This is a genomic window from Cognatiyoonia sp. IB215446, assembly GCF_033963825.1.
Taxonomy (GTDB): domain Bacteria; phylum Pseudomonadota; class Alphaproteobacteria; order Rhodobacterales; family Rhodobacteraceae; genus Yoonia.
Map to the genome: position 1 here is coordinate 64814 of NZ_JAXBMD010000003.1, position 18777 is coordinate 83590.

The following is an 18777-nucleotide window of genomic DNA, read 5'->3' on the forward strand; positions in this document are numbered from 1 at the left end:
GATCACGTACCTGTCTGGGCTTGCTGTGATCGCTTGATCGCGCTGATCAAAAGCATCAGCGCAGCTGGCGTCATGCCCTCGATTCGGCTGGCATGTGCAATACTGCGTGGCCGGACGGCGTTCAGTTTGTTGACCAGTTCATTTGAAAGGCCGCTGATCTCGGAAAACGCAGTATTGTCGGGGATCACCTGCTTCTCATCACGTTCCATCGCGGCAATATCACGGGCCTGACGCTCAATGTAATGCACGTAGAGTGCGTCCCTTTTGATCTGATCGCGGATTGGCGCCGGGATATCCATCGCGTCTGGTACAAGCTGCGAAAGCTCGTCAAAGCCAAAATCTGTAAGAGATAGGGCCTCAAGCGCAGTCCGTCTCGCACCATCCACGTTGAGTTTGACGCCCAAAGCCGCAATATCGCGGGCGGAAAAAACGCGCGCCTCCAAATCGCTTCTTCCCGCAGCAAGAGCCTCTATTTTTTCGGAGAACGCTGACCATCTTTCGTCTTTTACACACCCGATGTTGCGCCCCAATTCGGTCAGCCGTTGATCGGCGTTATCGGCCCGAAGTGACAGACGAAACTCTGCGCGTGACGTAAACATCCGGTACGGCTCGGAAACGCCGCGCGTGATCAGATCATCAATCATCACGCCAATGTAAGAAGTCCGGCGGCTGAATATGACTTCCGCTTGCCCCTGAGCCGCAGCGGCGGCATTCAGGCCAGCGACAAGGCCTTGCGCCGCGGCTTCTTCATAACCTGTCGTCCCGTTGATCTGACCCGCCAAGTAAAGGCCGGGCACGTCTCTGAGCTCCAAAGTCTCTTTCAAAGAACGAGGATCGACGTAGTCATATTCGATGGCATAGCCTGGCTGTAAAATGACTGCATTTTCAAGGCCATAGATGGACCGTACATAGCTTTCCTGCACGTCCGTTGGCAGCGAAGTAGATATCCCATTCGGATAAACGGTATCATTGTTAACCCCTTCGGGCTCCAGAAAAATCTGATGAGACGGTTTATCTGCAAATCGGACGATTTTATCCTCGATCGATGGGCAATAGCGTGGGCCAACACCGTCAATCTGCCCTCCATACATAGCAGACCGTGACAGATTTTTGCGAATGATGTCATGCGTTTCTTCGTTCGTATGTGTGATGCCGCAATCCACCTGCGGTGCCGAAACTCGTGTCGACAGAAACGAGAAAAAGACCGGGTCAGGATCCGTTGGTTGCTTTTCCAGAGCATCCCATCGGATTGTGCGTCCATCCAGGCGTGGCGGAGTCCCTGTTTTAAGGCGGCCAAGCGGCAGATCAAACTTATCCAATCGCTCTGCCATACGCAGGGATGGTTTATCCCCCATCCGACCGCCGGGTCGCGACACATGTCCGATATGGATCACACCGCGCAAAAACGTGCCAGTCGTCAGGATCACGCTCTGTGCTGACAACGTTTCGCCACTCGCGATTTGAACACCAGTGACCTGGTCCTTATTCATCACAAGATCGGTCGCTTCACCTTCGATGATCGTCAAATCAGGCAATGCTTCTAGCTCAGCCAGCATGGACCGACGATAGACTGCACGGTCTGACTGCGCCCGAGGACCCTGAACCGCAGGACCCTTCTTCCTGTTAAGCAGACGAAACTGAATGCCAGCATTATCGGCAACGCGGCCCATGACGCCATCAAGAGCATCAATCTCCCGGACCAAATGCCCCTTACCCAATCCACCAATCGCAGGGTTGCAGGACATGACGCCAATTGAGGCACGCGTAAGCGTGACGAGCGCCGTCCGAACACCCATACGCGCGGCTGCATGCGCAGCCTCCGCACCTGCATGCCCGCCACCAATGACGATGACATCGTAATCAAGATGTTTCACGTGAAACACTCCTATTTGCCGATACAGAAGCTGGCAAAAATCTCATCCAAGACATGTTCTACATCAACACGGCCTACAAGACTATCCACCGCACGGATCCCAGATCGCAACTCTTCCGCCGTCAAATCCGTCATACCGTGTGGGCTTTCCAATCCACTTAACGCCGTCTTAAGGTCGCCGACACCACGCAGCAATGCGATACGATGTCTTTCCCGCATCGCCGTCCCAATAGAGGCAACGCGTTCCTGCAGGATATCACCGATCTGTTTGACCAGCAGATCGACACCCAACCCCGTCTTACCAGAAATGCCCCATTCTTCATCCACAGCCAGATCTGCCTTGGCGCGAAAATAGAGGTCCCCGCTCACTATATCTTGCGTCGGTAATTCATTGACATCCATGATATGCACCCGAAGGTCCGCCTGCGTAGCACGCTCCTTTGCCCGCGCAACACCAATCCCTTCAACAACATCATCGGTTTCCCGTAAACCGGCAGTGTCGAGCAACGTCACCGGCAGCCCGTCAAGATCAAACTGGACCTCAATCACATCACGCGTGGTCCCCGCAATCTGTGACGTAATCGCCACCTCACGCCCGGCCAACCGGTTAAGGAGCGTCGATTTACCCACATTTGGCGCACCGATGATCGCCACCTCAAAGCCTTCCCTCAGCCGCTCTGCAATACCTACACCAGCTGCCTCAACCTCCATCTCGGCCACAACGCCCGAGATCAGCGCGATCACTTCCGGTGCCACATCAACCGGCACGTCCTCATCAACAAAATCGATTGTCGCCTCAAGCAGTGCCGTCGCCCGTATCAACCGCGCCCGCCAGCTTTCTGCCAATGCGCCCAATCCACCGGAAAAGACCCGCACCGCCTGCCTGCGTTGGCCTTCTGTTTCAGCATCAATGAGATCGGCCAGGCCTTCCACCTGTGCCAGATCCAGTCGTCCGTTTTCCAACGCGCGTCGCGTGAACTCACCCGGAGCAGCGGGCGTCAGATCATCATCCTCACCAAGGCAACGCAGCACTGCCGCCACAACAGCCGGACTACCATGCAAATGCAGTTCAACCACCTGTTCGCCGGTGAAGCTTTTCCCCTTTGGAAAATGCAGGACAAGCGCTTCATCCAACAGATCACCCGCTTGATCTTTCAGAAGCCGCACACCCCTGATCTCGGGCACATCACCCGTCAGCCGCGCGACCGAAGCACACGCCTGATCGCCCGAAATCCGTATGACAGCGACGCCCGCGCGCCCGCGCGCCGTCGCAAGCGCAAAGACTGTATCCATGTGCTTAACCCATTGTTTATGAACAATAAGTTAGGTGTTCATCGAATCAAAGAAGTCCGAATTTGTCTTGGTCTGCTTGAGCTTACCCAACAGGAATTCAATGGCATCCGTCGTCCCCATCGGGTTCAGAATACGACGCAAGACGTAGGTCTTCGCCAGGTCTGCCTTGTCCACCAGCAATTCCTCTTTCCGTGTCCCGGATTTCAGGATGTCCATCGCCGGGAAGACGCGTTTGTCAGCCACCTTCCGGTCAAGCACGATCTCACTGTTACCCGTCCCTTTGAACTCTTCAAAGATCACTTCATCCATGCGGCTGCCCGTATCAATCAGCGCCGTCGCGATGATCGTCAGCGACCCACCCTCCTCGATATTCCGCGCGGCGCCAAAGAACCGCTTGGGCCGTTGCAGCGCATTCGCATCCACACCACCCGTCAGCACTTTCCCAGATGATGGTACCGTCGTGTTGAACGCCCGACCCAATCGCGTGATGGAATCGAGCAGGATCACAACATCCCGTTTGTGCTCCACCAGCCGCTTCGCCTTTTCGATCACCATCTCAGACACAGCCACGTGGCGCGATGCGGGTTCATCAAAGGTCGAGGAGACAACCTCACCTTTGACGGAGCGCTGCATGTCCGTCACCTCTTCAGGCCGTTCGTCAATCAAGAGAACAATCAGGTAGCATTCCGGATGATTCTTCTCGATGGAGTTCGCGATGTTCTGCAACAGCACCGTCTTACCAGTCCGCGGCGGGGCCACGATCAGCGAACGCTGTCCTTTCCCGATGGGCGCGACCAGGTCAATGATCCGGGCTGAGCGATCCTTGATCGTTGGGTCCTCAATCTCCATATTCAACCGCTCTTCGGGATAAAGCGGTGTCAGGTTGTCGAATGCAACCTTGTGCTTAGCCCGCTCCGGTTCCTCAAAATTGATCCGCTCAACGGATGTCAGCGCGAAGTACCGTTCATTGTCGTTGGGCTCTTTCATCACCCCTTCGACCGTGTCGCCGGTCCGCAGCGAATGCTGGCGGATCATGTCGGGCGAGACGTAAATGTCATCCGGACCGGGCAGGTAATTCGCCTCGGGCGAGCGCAGGAAACCAAATCCGTCCTGCAGCACTTCAAGAACGCCATCGCCGCCAATGACCCATTCTTCATCCGCCCGCTCTTTGAGGATGGCGAACATCATGTCGCCCTTCCGCATGGTCGAGGCGTTTTCGATCTCAAGCTCTTCGGCCAGAGACAACAGATCCTTGGGGCTTTGTGCCTTGAGATCAGCGAGGTTCAGACGATGTGTCGACATGATAGCATCCAGCAGCACCGCATCAGGCACTGTCATTCTAAGTAGCAAAGGAAAATCGCGTTCCCGGACGGGAGCGATACCCAACTAAGGATTCTGTGAAGCGGAGTCAACGCTCAGGATCAGAACGGCCTGACGACAACCGCGATCACGATAAAGAGCATCAGCACGGTGGGTACTTCGTTAAACAGCCGATAAGTGCGTCCGCTGCGGGTATTCTGACCGGCCGCAAATTCCTTGCGCCGCACGCTCATCCAATGATGTGCGCCTGTCATCAGGATCACGCAGATGATCTTGACCCAGGACCAGATCGCACCCCAGTCAAACGCCCCAAGCCCGATCAGAGTCAGCCCGGCCACCCAGGCCACGATCATGGCCGGGTTCATGATCACACGCAGGAGTTTTTCTTCCATCACCTGAAAGGTCTGATCAAGCTCTGACCCTACGCTTGCCCGCTCAGCATGATAGACAAACAGACGTGGTAGATAGAATAACCCAGCCATCCATGCGATCACCGCCATGATATGGATGGCCTTGATCCAATCATAGTAGGCGGCAAGCATACCCATATTATCTTATCCTCTCCCTGCTCTTTGCGTTCTTAATAAATATAGGAAGAAAGAAAAGATGATGATGATCTTTGGTCGGTGGATTTCTGTGGGTGAGTTTTCCATCCTCAGACTTATCCAGCGTTGCAAATGATGGTGACTATGTTTGGGTTTCTTACCGAGATCAATAAAAAGCATTGTAAATCAGTATGTTAATCCCTATCCACCTCTGCCAAGATTATAGTAGCTGCGTGAAAGAACCTCACGTCGTTCCAAACTTTCCACATGGCACTGTTATCCTTACCCACCGTGGATAATATGGCACAAAACCTGAATAAATCCGGATGTTATCGTCATGCGCGCCGTCCAGCTAAACTGCCCCCGCTTCGATCAGCGGCAGATACACGATTTCTCCGCCAGGTTATCCACATGACCGATCGGATCATCCTTGCTTCCGGCTCCGCGATCCGGAGCCAGCTGCTTACAAACGCAGCCGTCCCGCATGAGGTTGTCCCTGCACGGATCGATGAAGAGAGCGTAAAATCGTCCCTGCAGGCCGAAAATGCACCTCCCCGCGATGTTGGCGATCTTCTGGCCGAACTCAAGGCGCAACGGGTGGCGGCGAAGCATCCCGACGCTCTTGTGATCGGCTGCGACCAGGTGCTTGCTTTTGACCGGCAAATCCTCTCCAAACCGTCAAGCGAGAACGATGCTATATCGCAATTGCAGTCTTTGCGCGGTCAGACGCATCAGCTTCTGTCTGCGGCTGTGATTTACGGTGAGGGGCGGCCGCTTTGGCGCCATGTGGGCGTCGTGCGGCTGCATATGCGTGATCTCTCTGACACATATATCGCAGATTATGTCGCGCGAAACTGGGACGGTATCCAACACAGCGTTGGCGCCTATAAGCTGGAAGAAGAAGGTGTGCGCTTTTTCACACGGATTGAAGGGGATTATTTCAATGTCCTGGGTCTGCCGCTGCTTGAACTCTTGTCATATCTCACGCTTCGCGGAACATTGACCTCATGAAGGATGTCCCCCGCGCGGCTGTGATTGGTAACCCGGTCTCGCACTCGTTATCGCCAAAACTGCATAATTACTGGCTGCAGCGCTATGGTTTGCCTGGTCACTATGAGGCGTTGCAGGTGGCAGAGGATGCGCTGGCTCACACGCTACGAGCCTTGCCAGAGCAGGGCTTTATCGGCGCGAATGTCACGATACCGCACAAGGTCGCGGTGCTCCAACTGGCTGACAATGTGACGGACCGTGCAACACTGATCGGTGCGGCGAACACGCTGATCTTTACTGACGACGGCCGTATTTTTGCAGATAATACAGATGGTTACGGGTTCGCCGCCAATATCCGGCAAGGTGTACCCGATTGGGATCCAAAGGCAGGTCCCGCTGCTATCTTCGGCGCGGGCGGTGCAGCGCGCGCGATTATCGTTGCCTTGGCCGATGCGGGCGTCCCCGAGATTCGCCTGGCCAACCGCACGCGTCTGAAGGCCGAAGCACTTAAGGCCGAGTTTGGCGCGCGCATCCAGGTCTATGACTGGGTGCAGGCGGGGCCGATGCTGGATGAGGTGGCTTTCGCGGTGAATACAACCTCTCTTGGTATGAAGGGCGCGCAACCGTTCAAGGTACCGCTTGATGAGCTGAGCCCCGACGCGATTGTGACCGACATTGTTTATACGCCGCTGCGCACTGCGTTTCTTGATGCGGCCGCGGAACGCGGCTGCCGCACGGTGGATGGTCTGGGCATGTTGCTGCATCAGGGTGTGCCCGGATTTGAACGCTGGTTTGGAACGCGACCCGAAGTGGATGAGGCGACGCGCAGCGCGGTTTTGTCGTGAGGCATCTGCTGGGCCTGACCGGGTCGATTGGTATGGGAAAATCGACAACGGCGCAGATGTTCCGCGATGAAGATGTGCCTGTCTGGGACGCAGATGCCTGTGTTCATGCACTTTATGATCGAGACGGTGCAGCCGTTGACCCAATCGGCGCGAAGTTTCCCGATGCGATTGTCGATGGCGCCGTATCCCGAAATGTCCTGAAACACCTGATCGCGGAGGATTCGGCGGTGCTGGCAGCGATTGAGGCGATTGTGCATCCTCTTGTCGCCGCAGATCGCCAGGAATTCCTGAAAAACAACAAAGCCCCCTTGCTGGTTTTCGACATTCCCCTTCTTTTCGAAACCAAGGCTGACGCGTGGTTGACCTCCGTCCTCGTTGTCTCCGTCCCAGGGGATGTGCAGAAGCAACGTGTCATGGCCCGGCCGGGCATGACAGAGGCGCAGTTTGAGGCAATGATGGCAAAACAGATGCCGGATGCCGAGAAACGCGCGCGGGCTGATCATATCATTGAGACGCTGGATATGGACGACACCCGCGCTGCTGTGCGACATCTGATTGGTGAACTGACAGGTGCAGCCGATGCGTGAAATTGTTCTTGATACTGAGACCACAGGGTTTGAACCCGGCGAGGGCGACCGGATTGTCGAAATCGGGGCGGTCGAGCTGCGCGGCCATGTGCCGACGGGCCGCACCTATCATCAATATATCAACCCGCAACGCTCCATGCCCGAAGAGGCGTTTGGCGTGCACGGGATTGGTCCGGATCTGCTCGACCCACCGCAAGAGCCCAAACCCGGTCAGGAGACGCTCCGGGATAAACCTGTTTTTGCCGATATCGCGCAGGATTTCGTGGATTTTGTCGGCGATGCGAAGCTCGTCATCCACAATGCTGCCTTCGACATGAAGTTCCTGAATGCAGAGCTCGGTTGGGTCAACCGCCCGCTTTTGCCGATGGATCAGGCCATTGATACTCTGGCCATCGCGCGGCGGAAATTCCCGGGCTCGCCCGCTTCACTTGATGCGCTTTGCCGTCGCTTTGACATCGATAACTCATCGCGCACCCTGCACGGCGCGTTGCTCGACAGTGAAATCCTGGCTGAAGTCTATCTGGAATTGATCGGCGGCAGGCAGCCTGACTTCGCGCTGTCGAGCGCCGCGCAGGTCACGTCTGACGGAGTTGCCGAAGACGCATGGCGGCCAACCAAGCGGCCCACGCCTTTGCCATCGCGATTGACCGATGAGGAAGCCGCCGCCCATGCCGCCTTTGTGGCGGAACTGGGCGACGATGCTGTGTGGAAAAAGCTGGCTTAGTTTGCCTTGGCCTTTTCAGCTTCTGCACGGCGGGCGAGTTCGGCCCGGTAAAGCGCAAGGAAATCAATGGTTTCAAGGTTCAGCGGTGGGAAGCCACCGTCGCGGGTCACGTCACTGACGATCCGGCGCACGAATGGGAATGTCATTCGTGGGCATTCGATCAGAAGATAGGGATGCATCTGTTCGTCAGGAACACCGCTTATTTCGAACACACCGCCATATTCCAGCTCCAGCACGAAAAGCGGCTCGCCCTTTTCCTTGGTCTTGCTGGTGATGTTGAGCTTCGTGATGACCTCAAAATGATTGTCGGCGTTGCGCTTGCGGGCATCAAGGTTCACCTGCACCTGAATTTCAGGCTGCGCATCACCGGTAACACCTTTCTGGGCCAGGATGTTTTCGAAAGACATGTCGCGGATATACTGCGCCATGATCTTGTTGCTGGCTTGCTGTTGGGGTTGTGCGGGCTGGGCGCCGTTTTCGGGGGCGTCGGACATGGGAACGTGCTCCAATAATTTCAGGTTCGCGCGTTCCTAGCAGGCCCTTTGAAAAGGCTCAATGCTGGGTCCAGCCGGATGGCCGATGCGTGGGCTTTTTGTCGTGGGGGACTTCCTGAAAGTCACCATCAATCACCTGATCATCGGGCTGATGCGACTGCGGATGCTGTTGCCCCATGGTAAAGGTCTGCACCCTGATACGAGACCGCGCCCACAGGAATGCGGCCCGGCGGATGCCAGGCACCAAAAGCGAAAGGCCAACCGCGTCGGTGAAAAAACCGGGCGTGAGCAGCAGTGCCCCGGCAAAGAGGATCATTGCGCCATTGGCCAAAGGCTCTGTCGGGTCTTTGAGTTCCGAAAACGACCGCTGCAGGTTGCTGAGTTCACGTATGCCTTGGTTGCGCACCAGATAAGACCCGGCAATCGCAGTCATCAGCACGATCAATAGGGTCCAACCCAGCCCGATATAGCCCCCGACCTGGATAAACAGGGCGATTTCGATCATCGGAACGGCAATAAAAGCAAGTAACAGCCACATGGTCGGCGCCTTTCGTAACTTGTTCGGGGGTAAGGTGGACTTGCCCCGGCCCACGACCTACATAGGGACCGACCGGGCATGTTTCCATGCCTCACCCTGAAACGAGGCGCGAATGAACTCTCCGATTATCCAGCTTTTGGTGCTTGCTGGCATTGCTGTTTTCCTGATCCTGCGGTTGCGCGGTGTGCTTGGTACGCGTGAAGGATATGAAAAACCTGCGGTGACACGCCCTGACCCAGCACGCAGGTCAGCGCCGGAATTTGATGTGATCGAGGGCGGTCCTGATCTTGATATCACGGATCATGTCCCAGAGGATTCCGATCAGGCCAAGGCCTTGGCCGCGATGAAGCGTGTGGACCCGTCATTCAACGTGGGTGAGTTTCTGGGCGGCGCGCGTGGCGCTTATGAAATGATCCTGATGGCGTTTGAAAAAGGTGATCTGGACCAGATTGTGCCGTTCATCTCGGAAGATGTGTATGAGGCGTTCGCGAGCGTCGTGGATGATCGCCAGCGACAGGGGCTGACTGTGGAGGCGAACTTTATCGGTATCAGCGACATGAGCCTTGTTGAGGCCGAATTCGATGAGGTCACCAAAGAGGGTGAAGTGTCCGTCCGGTTCAAGAGCGAGATGACATCGGTGGTGCGTGACAACGCTGGCGATATCATCGAAGGTAGCGACAAGGAGATCAAGCGCCAGAAAGATACCTGGACCTTCTCGCGCAGGATGGATTCGGGCGACCCGAACTGGAAGCTTGTCGCCACCGGCGAATGATCCGTGAGGGCCTTGGTGCCATTGCGCTGTCACTGATATCAGCGGGGCATGCGATGGCGGACCCGACCTATACGCAGCTGACATATGACGACCTGAATGGCTGGGCGGCGGATGATCATTACGCCGCCTTGTCCGTTTTTCAGAACACTTGTCGTGATCTGCGCGGGATCGAGTGGGAGGTCGTGTGCGATTTCCTGAAGACCGATCCCGATCCGCGCCATTTCTTTGAACGCTTCTTTACCCCTATCCTGATCGAGGACGGCGATCCGATGTTGTTCACCGGCTATTTTGAGCCGGAACTACCGGGGTCACGCGAACGTGGCGATGGCTATCAGTTTCCGATCTATGCGGTGCCGGACGATCTGGTGCCGGGAGAGCCGTATTACACAAGGCGTGAGATTGATGAGGATCAGCCTCTTGCCGGTCGTGGGCTGGAACTGGCGTGGCTGACCGATCCGGTTGATCTGTTCTTTCTGCAGATCCAGGGTTCGGGTCGCATTCGGCTGCCGGATGGGACGGTCATGCGCGTAGGTTATGGTGGCAAGAACAGCCGGGAATATTCGTCTGTCGGCATGGCGCTTGTCGCGCGCGGGATTTTTGAGCCGCATCAGGTCTCGGCCGCTGTGATCCGCAACTGGGTGCGCAAGAACCGACCAGAGGGGCGAGAGCTTTTGTGGGAGAACGAAAGCTATGTGTTCTTCCGCGAGGTGAGCGAGGTACCTGCTGAGTTGGGACCATTGGGCGCGATGAACCGGTCGATTACGCCGTTTCGGTCGATTGCTGTTGATCCGGCCTTTGTGACGCTCGGCGCGCCGGTCTGGATTGAGAAAGCCGGTGCGGAACCGATGAACCGCCTGATGATCGCGCAGGATACGGGATCGGCGATCAAGGGGGCGCAGTGCGCCGATATCTTTTTCGGAACGGGTGAAGAGGCGGGTCGCGCTGCCGGGCGGATCAAGGATGATGGCCGCATGGTTGTGCTGATGCCCAGCGCCATGGCGCAGCGCCTGTTGGCGGAAAACTGATGCGTCGCCCCCGCAATCTGTCGGCGGAGGAGCGCGCCCTGTGGGACCGGGTGGCGGAACGCACGACGCCGATGAATGGCCGCCGCGCCGATCCTCTGCCGGAGCCGCCAAAGAAGGACATGCCCGCGCCACGAAAGGAGCCGATCCCAACTTTTCGTGTGGGTGAAGCCGTCAACGGTCGGGAGCGGCGTGATGTATTGCCCGGCATTGCCGATCGGATGGCAGAGGCACCGGTCAATATGGACCGCAAGTCATTCGGCAAGCTCAAACGCGGCAAGCTGAAACCGGAAGCGCGGCTTGATTTGCATGGCATGACATTGGCCGAGGCGCATCCGGCCTTGATCTCTTTCATCATGGGCTCGCAACAGATGGGGCGCCGTCTGGTGCTGGTGATTACCGGCAAGGGCAAGGACCGCGACGATGGCGGACCGATCCCAACGAGATTGGGTGTGTTGCGCCATCAGGTGCCGCAATGGCTGGCACTGCCACCTTTGTCAAAGGCCGTTTTGCAGGTCACGCCCGCGCATCTGAAACATGGCGGGCATGGTGCCTATTACATCTATCTGCGGCGTCAGCGCTAAGGCTGTGGTGCTTTTTGTCAGGCTGCGCGCCGTGCGCCGGTAAAGAAGTTTGCGAGGCGTTCGAAAGATGCGGTCCACCCGGCTACGACAGTATCTTGCAGGAAATCGGGCACGGGGGATTGGACCAGTGTGACTTTAGTTTGGTCGCCAACGGCGGTGAAGGTTACGTGCACCGCCATATCAGCACCGCCGTCCACGCCCGGCATCGTGTAGGACAGAAGCTCTGGCGGTTTGTATTCCATCAACCGCCCGTCAATCAGATACTCGCCATGCCCGTCGATGGTCATCAGATGTTGGTAGCATCCGTCCTTTTCCTGTTCGATGGTCGAAACCACCTTGGTCGTTTGCCCGCAGCCCCACCAGTGGGTTGTCTTGGCAGCATCAATCCACGCGTCGAACACGCTGGATTGAGAAGCATCATAAAGGCGTTCGACTGTGAGGGTGTCGCCCTCAACCTTGGTCTTTGTCGTCATGTTGATCCCTTTTCTTTTGGCTGAGAATGCGGTCGACCTCGTCAAAGTGTTCTTTCCAGAAGGTGCTGTAATGCCTGATCCAGCGGGCTGCCTCTTCGGCGCGTTCAGCGCGTGCGCGGACAAATTGTTCACGTCCGCGCTTTTGCTTTTCGATCAGCCCGGCGTCGTAAAGTGTGCGCAGATGGCGCGAGATGGCGGGCTGCGACACATCGAACGCATCGGTGAGTTGCGAGACATTCTTTTCGCCCGTGGACAGATTGACGAGGATGCCCCGCCGGATCGGGTCAGCGAGCGCGCTGAAGACAAGGTCGAGTTCTTGCGAATCCATAACAATATGGTTATGTATTTGCGTGCGGAATGCTAGCGCGTTGGCACATGGGGAACGGTCGTGTCTGAGAGAATAAAAAACCTGGCCATCTATCGCGACCTCGTTGCACGGTTCTTTGATGACAAGGTCAAGGGCAAGGCCAACCCTTACACGTCCATGAATGGCAACATGTATAGCTTGCTTGACCCTGCGGGCCGTATTTGCCTGCGTATGGCCGAGGAAGATCGCGCGCGGTTTGCCGAAAGCTTTGGCACCGAGCCGGTCGAACAATACGGTGCGATCATGCGGGGATACGTGGCGATCCCGAATGAACGGCTTGTCGAACCGGATGCGCTGGAAGAGGCCTTTGCCACATGCCTGCGTCATGCGCGGTCTTTGAAGAAAAAATAGGCGCTGATCTCCTCCGCATCTGGGCCCAGGCCGCTGGCCTCAAACTCTTTCTTGTGCCTTCAATTCATTCCCCGCTATGTCTTGTGGACAGATCGGGGGGACCGCATGTCAAAAGCGAAACACACGCGTGAAGACGCACTGCAATTTCATATGCAACCAACCCCCGGCAAGTGGGAGATCAATGCAACTGTCCCGATGACAACCCAGCGCGATCTGTCGCTGGCCTATTCCCCCGGCGTGGCAATCCCGTGCGAAGAAATCGCGGCGGACCCGGCCACGGCTTACGACTATACGAACAAGGGCAACTTGGTCGCGGTGATCTCAAACGGCACCGCCGTTCTCGGCCTCGGCAACCTCGGCGCGCTGGGCAGCAAGCCAGTGATGGAAGGCAAATCGGTCCTCTTCAAACGCTTCGCCGATGTGAACTCGATCGATATTGAGCTCGATACCGAAGATACCGACGCCTTCATTCAGGCCTGCAAGCTGATGGGGCCGACCTTTGGCGGGATCAACCTTGAGGATATCAAAGCCCCCGAATGCTTCATCATCGAACAGACGCTGAAAGAGCAGATGGACATCCCCGTCTTCCACGACGACCAGCATGGGACGGCCGTGATCTGCGCGGCGGGGCTGATCAACGCACTGCATCTGTCGGGCAAGAAGATCGAGGATGTGAAGATCGTGCTGAATGGCGCGGGGGCGGCAGGCATTGCCTGCATCGAGCTTCTGAAATTCATGGGCGCGCGGCATGAAAACTGCATCGTCTGTGACACGAAGGGCGTGATCTATCAGGGCCGGACCGAGGGGATGAACCAGTGGAAGTCGGCCCATGCGGTGAAAACGGACCTGCGCAACCTCGAAGAGGCAATGAAGGGTTGTGACGTGTTTCTGGGGGTTTCGGTGAAGGGTGCCGTAACGCCCGCGATGGTCGAGAGCATGGCCGAGAACCCGGTGATCTTTGCGATGGCGAACCCGGATCCGGAGATTACGCCGGAAGATGCCCATGCGGTGCGCGAGGATGCGATCGTGGCCACGGGGCGCAGCGACTACCCGAACCAAGTCAACAACGTGTTGGGTTTTCCGTACCTGTTCCGTGGTGCCTTGGACATCCACGCCCGCGCAATCAACGAAGAAATGAAGATCGCCTGTGCCGAGGCTTTGGCCGCACTCGCCCGCGAGGATGTGCCGGACGAGGTCGCCATGGCCTACGGCAAAAAGCTGACCTTTGGCCGCGACTACATCATTCCGACACCATTTGATCCGCGCCTGATCCACCGGATTCCGACCGCCGTCGCACAGGCGGGCATGAAAACCGGCGTCGCGCGGCGACCGATTGTGGATATGGATGCGTATGAGCTGTCGCTCAAATCCCGGATGGACCCGACGCAATCCATCCTGCGTAGCCTGAACGCCCGCGCCCGGGCGAACCAGTCGACTTTGGTCTTTGCCGAAGGGGACGATCCACGTGTGCTGCGGGCGGCGGTGCTGTATCAGCGGTCGGGCATGGGTAAGGCACTGGTCGTGGGCCGCGATGAGGATGTGCGTGAAAAGCTGACGGCAGAAGGGTTGCCAGAGGCTTTTGACGAGCTTGAGATCGTGAATGCGGCCAATACCGAACATCTCGACGCCTATAAGGCGTTTCTTTATGAGCGTTTGCAGCGCAAGGGATTTGATGCGCAGGATGTGCACAGGCTCGCGGCGCGCGACCGGCATGTCTTTGCAACCTTGATGCTGGCACATGGACATGCCGATGGGATGGTCACCGGGGCGACCCGGAAATCGGCGCATATTCTGGAATTGATCAACCATGTCTTTGACGCGCAGCCTCATGATGGCGCCGTAGGCGTCACGGCGGTGTTGCATAATGGGCGGATCGTTCTGATTGCCGATACGTTGGTGCACGAATGGCCCGACGAAAACGACTTGGCAGACATCGCCGAGCGTGGCGCGTTTGTGGCGCGCGAATTGGGACTAGAGCCGCGCGTGGCCTTCCTGTCCTTTTCCACCTTCGGCTATCCGGTCTCGGAACGGGCCGAGAAGATGCACAAAGCGCCCCTCGTGCTGGACGCGCGCAAGGCGGATTTTGAGTATGAGGGTGAGATGACGGTGGATGTCGCCCTCAATACGCAGGCGCAGGAGAACTATCCGTTCCAGCGGCTGACCGGGCCTGCCAATGTCCTTGTCGTGCCTGCACGGCACTCCGCGTCCATCTCTGTCAAGTTGATGCAGGAAATGGCGGGGGCGACAGTGATCGGGCCGATCTTGTCGGGTATCGGGAAGCCGATCCAGGTCTGTTCGACCGTCTCAACCGTCAACGACATCCTGAACATGGCGGTGATCGCCGCCTGCAAGGTCGACTGATGGCGATCTGGAACCTCGGCTCAATCAACGCGGATTTCGTCTATGCTGTCCCGCATGTGCCCGCGCCGGGAGAGACGCTGGCCTCGACAGGGCGAGAGGTGTTTCTGGGCGGCAAGGGTGCCAATATGTCTGTCGCGGCGGCGCGTGCGGCGGCGCATGTTTATCATATTGGCGCGGTTGGGGCCGACGGCCACTGGGCAGTTGAGCGGCTGCTGGAATACGGCGTTGATACGCGCAACATCGCCGAGATCGGGACCGAGACGGCGCAGGCGATCATCATGGTCAACCCCGATGGGGAGAATGCGATTGTGCTGCACCCCGGTGCGAATGCCGAAATCCCCCAAGCCACTTTGCAAACCGCCATGGCCGAGGCGCAAACAGGTGATTGGCTGGTCATCCAGAACGAAACGAACCTGCAACGCACCGCCGCCGCTTTGGGTAAGAAGATGGGGCTGCGCGTGGCCTATGCCGCCGCCCCGTTTGATGCGGAGCGGGTCGAGGCGGTGCTGGCCCATCTCGACTTTCTGATCCTGAACGCGGTTGAGGCCGCACAGCTGGAAGCCGCGACCGGTCTGGCGCCTGCCGATCTGCCCGTCTCCGACGTGATCGTTACACTTGGCGCCGATGGGGCGGAGTGGTTTGGCAAGGATGGCCGCCAGCACTTCCCTGCCATCGCCGTTGAGCCTGTGGATACGACCGGAGCGGGCGATACATTCACCGGCTATGTGCTTGCCGGGCTTGATCGTGAGATGCCGATGGCACAGGCGATTGGTCAGGCAATAAAAGCCGCCGCACTGATGGTGACGCGCCACGGCACGGCGGATGTGATCCCTGACCTTGCCGAGGTGCAGGCGTTTCAGTCCTGAACAAAGGGTGCTGAATCGCCCCATAACGCCGCGACCCGCGCATCCCGGCCACAGGCATCGCGATAGAATTTGTAGGCCTCAGCCTGGGTCTTCACGCCCCGGCGCGTGACGATCAGACGTTCACCGCGATAATAATTCTGGTGAATGTCCTCGGCCACGTAAAACGGCGCAGCATCCAGGATCGGGGTCACGATACGCTGGCCAAGATCCCGTTCAGCCCGGGCCTTCGCCCGCTCGGTCGCCGCCCGCTCTGCCGGGGTGGAGACGAAAACAGCCGTACGGTAGCTCTCACCCCGATCGCAGAACTGCCCGCCAGCATCCGTCGGATCGATGGACCGGAAGAAGGAGTGCAGCAACTGGTCGTAACTCACGACATCTGCGTCATAAGTGATCTCAACCGCCTCGTAATGGCCTGACCCTTTGATCGTGCGATAGGTCGGGTTCTCGGTCGTTCCTCCGGTATAGCCAGAGATGACCTCGACCACGCCGTCCAGCGATTCAAAATCGCTCTCAACGCACCAGAAACAGCCGCCCGCGACATAGGCTGTTTTCAGTGTTTCGGCGTTGGCCACACCTGCGCAAAGGGCAAGGCAGAGTGTCAGCGTTTGGATAGTGTGTTGCATACCATTCTCAGTGCCCGTCAGCCGCTATTTGGGCAAGGTGACGCTTTGTAATTTCACGCATCCGTGAAAGTCAAAGCGTTGCAAGCATCTTGGAAGATTTTTGCCAAGACTATTCGAATAGTCTTGGACAGAGTTGGCGGACTGAAGGATCATGCCCAGACCTTGCCGCAACACCAAGTCGATCACATGACCAAAGTCACAACCCATCAAACCGAAGAGGATGCGCGTAATGAGGCGATCCTGATCTATGTCGATGGCCGGATTGCGCCCAAAACCGAGGCGATGGTTAGTGTTTATGACAGCGGCTTCATGCTCGGGGACGGCGTGTGGGAGGGGTTGCGCCTCTATGATGGGAAGTGGGCGTTTTTGGATGAACATCTCGACCGGTTGTTCGAGGCCGCGAAGGCGATTGATCTGGATATCGGGATGGACCGCGATGGCGTGGCCAAGGCGTTGGTGGAGACGCAAAAGGCCAACGGGATGACGACAGATGCCCATGCCCGCCTGATGGTGACGCGGGGGGTGAAGGTGCGGCCTTTTCAGCATCCGGGCCTCTCCCGCTCTGGCCCCACCATCGTGATCATCATGGAGCATTCGCGGCCCTCTATCCCGCGCCCCATCGCGCTCGCCACCGTGCCGCATCAGCGCGGCCTGCCGATGACGCAGGACCCGAAGCTGAACAGCCATTCGAAGCTCAACTGCATCCTCGCCTGCATCGCTGCCGAAAAGGCAGGCGCGGATGAGGCGCTGATGCTCGATGTGCATGGTTTCGTGAACACGACCAATGCCTGCAACTTTTTCATCGTCAAGAATGGCGCGGTTTGGACCAGCACCGGCGATTATTGCATGAACGGGATCACGCGGCAGAAGGTGATCGATCTTTGTCGCGCCAATGACATCCCGGTTTTTGAGCGCAATTTCAGCCTCGTCGATACCTATTCGGCGGATGAGGCGTTTTTGACCGGGACTTTTGGAGCACAGACGCCTGTGGGCAGCATTGATGGCCGGGTGATCGGGACAGGGCAGCTTGGCCCGGTGACCGCGCGGTTGCGTGACCTTTACAAAGATCTGGTGGCCCGCTCATGAAAATCGCGATGTGGTCGGGGCCGCGGAATCTCTCGACCGCGATGATGTATGCGTTTGGCAATCGTGCCGATTTCGCCGTTTGGGATGAACCGTTTTATGCACCCTATCTTGCCGCGACTGGTGTTGATCATCCGATGCACGAAGAGGTCTTGGCGGCGCATGAGACCGATCCAAAGGCGGTCACGGCCCGCTGTGCCGGGTCGATACCCGACGGCAAACCGCATTTCTACATGAAGCATATGCCGCATCACATGGTGAAGGACTTCCCTTTGGATTGGGCCAGGGATTGCCTGAACATCCACCTGATCCGCCATCCTGCGCGGGTCATCGCGAGCTATGGCGCCAAGCGGGATGAGATGGAGATGGCCGATATCGGGTTCTTGGCGCAGACGCGGATTTACGACGCGCTGGGCGGTATCGTGATCGACAGTGCGGATATCCGGGCCGATCCGGCGGGCATGCTGCGGATGCTTTGCGATCACATCGGATTACCCTTTGATAACGCTATGCTTTCTTGGCCTTCAGGCCCCCGTGCGGAGGATGGTATCTGGGCCAAACACTGGTACAACGCGGTGCACAAGAGCACCGGCTTTGCTGGCGCCGAGGGGGATTTGCCGGTGGTGACGGTACAATATCAAGACCTGCTTGCAGAGGCCTTGCCACATTACGAAGCGATGGCGAGCCTGCGGCTCAGGCCTTGAGCAACTCGCCCAGCTTCATCGCCACGCGGGCATCGCCAGAGACTTTCAGCTTGCCCATCATGACGCCCGTCATGGGGTTCAGTTTGCCGGTGATCAGTTTCGCCAGATTGGCCGTAGTGATGCCGATGGTGCAGGCCGTGTCCCGGTCATCGCGGCTGACGGCATTGTCGGCCAAAACAATCACCCCGTCCTGCCCGCAATCAAATTTCAGGCTGCCTGTGAACTCCCGGCTGGAAATCCCCTTTTGCATCTTCGCGGCGATCTCTGAAATGTCCAAAACCGTCTCCTCTTCACTGCGCAATCGGTACGAAGATGAGCCCGCGCGCGCAACTGTGACGCTGGGTGAGGAAACTCCCGCTTCG

At 57.6% G+C, this 18777-nt stretch carries 22 protein-coding genes; 12 read left to right on the top strand and 10 right to left on the bottom strand.

Annotated features, from left to right (window positions below; genetic code table 11):
• Nucleotides 1-2: 2 nt before the first annotated feature.
• The 4 genes from mnmG to hemJ form a co-directional block, all read right to left on the bottom strand.
• Nucleotides 3-1874: a tRNA uridine-5-carboxymethylaminomethyl(34) synthesis enzyme MnmG gene (mnmG, locus tag SLH49_RS14465; protein WP_320269870.1), complete on the bottom strand. Its 1872-nt coding sequence runs from the start codon at nt 1872-1874 to the stop codon at nt 3-5.
• Between the two features lie 11 nt (nt 1875-1885).
• On the bottom strand, nt 1886-3166 hold the full coding sequence (gene mnmE / locus SLH49_RS14470; RefSeq protein WP_320269871.1) for a tRNA uridine-5-carboxymethylaminomethyl(34) synthesis GTPase MnmE: 1281 nt from the start codon (nt 3164-3166) through the stop codon (nt 1886-1888).
• Nucleotides 3167-3196: 30 nt separating this feature from the next.
• Nucleotides 3197-4468, bottom strand: coding sequence for a transcription termination factor Rho (rho, locus tag SLH49_RS14475; RefSeq protein WP_320269872.1), 1272 nt, complete (start codon nt 4466-4468; stop codon nt 3197-3199).
• 119 nt (nt 4469-4587) lie between these two features.
• Nucleotides 4588-5028 (bottom strand): protoporphyrinogen oxidase HemJ, encoded by a 441-nt coding sequence (gene hemJ / locus SLH49_RS14480; protein ID WP_413785299.1) that lies wholly within the window; start codon nt 5026-5028, stop codon nt 4588-4590.
• 414 nt (nt 5029-5442) lie between these two features.
• On the opposite strand from hemJ, the gene SLH49_RS14485 reads away from it, so the two are divergent.
• The 4 genes from SLH49_RS14485 to dnaQ are packed head-to-tail and all read left to right on the top strand — an operon-like array spanning nt 5443 to nt 8177.
• The gene (locus tag SLH49_RS14485; RefSeq protein WP_320269874.1) at nt 5443-6042 is read left to right on the top strand and encodes a nucleoside triphosphate pyrophosphatase; all 600 of its coding nucleotides are present in this window, start codon (nt 5443-5445) and stop codon (nt 6040-6042) included.
• Complete coding sequence (locus SLH49_RS14490) at nt 6039-6866, top strand: shikimate dehydrogenase (protein WP_320269875.1); 828 nt, start codon at nt 6039-6041, stop codon at nt 6864-6866. Before SLH49_RS14485 ends, SLH49_RS14490 begins: the two co-directional genes overlap by 4 nt.
• Complete coding sequence (coaE, locus tag SLH49_RS14495) at nt 6863-7453, top strand: dephospho-CoA kinase (protein ID WP_320269876.1); 591 nt, start codon at nt 6863-6865, stop codon at nt 7451-7453. The genes SLH49_RS14490 and coaE overlap by 4 nt, the downstream gene beginning before the upstream one ends.
• Nucleotides 7446-8177 carry a DNA polymerase III subunit epsilon gene (gene dnaQ, locus SLH49_RS14500; protein ID WP_320269877.1) on the top strand — a complete coding sequence of 244 codons (732 nt, stop codon included), beginning with the start codon at nt 7446-7448 and terminating at the stop codon, nt 8175-8177. The genes coaE and dnaQ overlap by 8 nt, the downstream gene beginning before the upstream one ends.
• Here the strand turns inward: dnaQ and secB are convergent.
• The gene (gene secB, locus SLH49_RS14505; protein ID WP_320239809.1) at nt 8174-8671 is read right to left on the bottom strand and encodes a protein-export chaperone SecB; all 498 of its coding nucleotides are present in this window, start codon (nt 8669-8671) and stop codon (nt 8174-8176) included. The two genes, dnaQ and secB, sit on opposite strands and share 4 nt — an antisense overlap.
• Before the next feature lie 58 nt (nt 8672-8729).
• Complete coding sequence (locus tag SLH49_RS14510; RefSeq protein WP_320269878.1) at nt 8730-9209, bottom strand: FxsA family protein; 480 nt, start codon at nt 9207-9209, stop codon at nt 8730-8732.
• Between the two features lie 112 nt (nt 9210-9321).
• Here SLH49_RS14510 and SLH49_RS14515 point away from each other — a divergent pair, with 112 nt between their 5' ends.
• From SLH49_RS14515 to SLH49_RS14525, 3 genes are read left to right on the top strand one after another with little or no spacing between them, the layout of a single operon-like run.
• Nucleotides 9322-9981 carry a Tim44/TimA family putative adaptor protein gene (locus SLH49_RS14515; RefSeq protein WP_320269879.1) on the top strand — a complete coding sequence of 220 codons (660 nt, stop codon included), beginning with the start codon at nt 9322-9324 and terminating at the stop codon, nt 9979-9981.
• Nucleotides 9978-11006, top strand: coding sequence for a murein transglycosylase A (locus SLH49_RS14520; protein ID WP_320269880.1), 1029 nt, complete (start codon nt 9978-9980; stop codon nt 11004-11006). The genes SLH49_RS14515 and SLH49_RS14520 overlap by 4 nt, the downstream gene beginning before the upstream one ends.
• A complete protein-coding gene (locus SLH49_RS14525; RefSeq protein ID WP_320269881.1) occupies nt 11006-11587 on the top strand; it encodes a Smr/MutS family protein in 582 nt (193 codons plus the stop codon). The genes SLH49_RS14520 and SLH49_RS14525 overlap by 1 nt, the downstream gene beginning before the upstream one ends.
• Before the next feature lie 17 nt (nt 11588-11604).
• Here SLH49_RS14525 and SLH49_RS14530 read toward each other — a convergent pair whose 3' ends face one another.
• Entirely contained in the window at nt 11605-12060 is a 456-nt protein-coding gene (locus tag SLH49_RS14530; protein ID WP_320269882.1) for an SRPBCC domain-containing protein, read from the bottom strand.
• Nucleotides 12038-12388: a metalloregulator ArsR/SmtB family transcription factor gene (locus SLH49_RS14535; RefSeq protein ID WP_320269883.1), complete on the bottom strand. Its 351-nt coding sequence runs from the start codon at nt 12386-12388 to the stop codon at nt 12038-12040. The genes SLH49_RS14530 and SLH49_RS14535 overlap by 23 nt, the downstream gene beginning before the upstream one ends.
• Nucleotides 12389-12448: 60 nt before the next feature.
• Between SLH49_RS14535 and SLH49_RS14540 the strand changes: the two genes are divergently transcribed.
• From SLH49_RS14540 to SLH49_RS14550, 3 genes are all read left to right on the top strand, one after another.
• Nucleotides 12449-12778: a hypothetical protein gene (locus SLH49_RS14540; protein WP_320269884.1), complete on the top strand. Its 330-nt coding sequence runs from the start codon at nt 12449-12451 to the stop codon at nt 12776-12778.
• A gap of 105 nt (nt 12779-12883) precedes the next feature.
• Nucleotides 12884-15139 carry an NADP-dependent malic enzyme gene (locus SLH49_RS14545; RefSeq protein WP_320269885.1) on the top strand — a complete coding sequence of 752 codons (2256 nt, stop codon included), beginning with the start codon at nt 12884-12886 and terminating at the stop codon, nt 15137-15139.
• On the top strand, nt 15139-16005 hold the full coding sequence (locus tag SLH49_RS14550; protein WP_320269886.1) for a ribokinase: 867 nt from the start codon (nt 15139-15141) through the stop codon (nt 16003-16005). Before SLH49_RS14545 ends, SLH49_RS14550 begins: the two co-directional genes overlap by 1 nt.
• Here the strand turns inward: SLH49_RS14550 and msrA are convergent.
• Complete coding sequence (gene msrA, locus SLH49_RS14555) at nt 15996-16628, bottom strand: peptide-methionine (S)-S-oxide reductase MsrA (protein ID WP_320269887.1); 633 nt, start codon at nt 16626-16628, stop codon at nt 15996-15998. The two genes, SLH49_RS14550 and msrA, sit on opposite strands and share 10 nt — an antisense overlap.
• A gap of 186 nt (nt 16629-16814) precedes the next feature.
• Here msrA and SLH49_RS14560 point away from each other — a divergent pair, with 186 nt between their 5' ends.
• Together SLH49_RS14560 and SLH49_RS14565 are read left to right on the top strand one after the other, a co-directional pair.
• Nucleotides 16815-17714 (top strand): D-amino acid aminotransferase, encoded by a 900-nt coding sequence (locus SLH49_RS14560; RefSeq protein WP_320269888.1) that lies wholly within the window; start codon nt 16815-16817, stop codon nt 17712-17714.
• The gene (locus SLH49_RS14565; protein WP_320269889.1) at nt 17711-18415 is read left to right on the top strand and encodes an HAD family hydrolase; all 705 of its coding nucleotides are present in this window, start codon (nt 17711-17713) and stop codon (nt 18413-18415) included. Before SLH49_RS14560 ends, SLH49_RS14565 begins: the two co-directional genes overlap by 4 nt.
• Here SLH49_RS14565 and SLH49_RS14570 read toward each other — a convergent pair.
• On the bottom strand, nt 18405-18665 hold the full coding sequence (locus SLH49_RS14570) for an SCP2 sterol-binding domain-containing protein (RefSeq protein WP_413785300.1): 261 nt from the start codon (nt 18663-18665) through the stop codon (nt 18405-18407). The genes SLH49_RS14565 and SLH49_RS14570 overlap by 11 nt on opposite strands.
• Nucleotides 18666-18777: the final 112 nt, after the last annotated feature.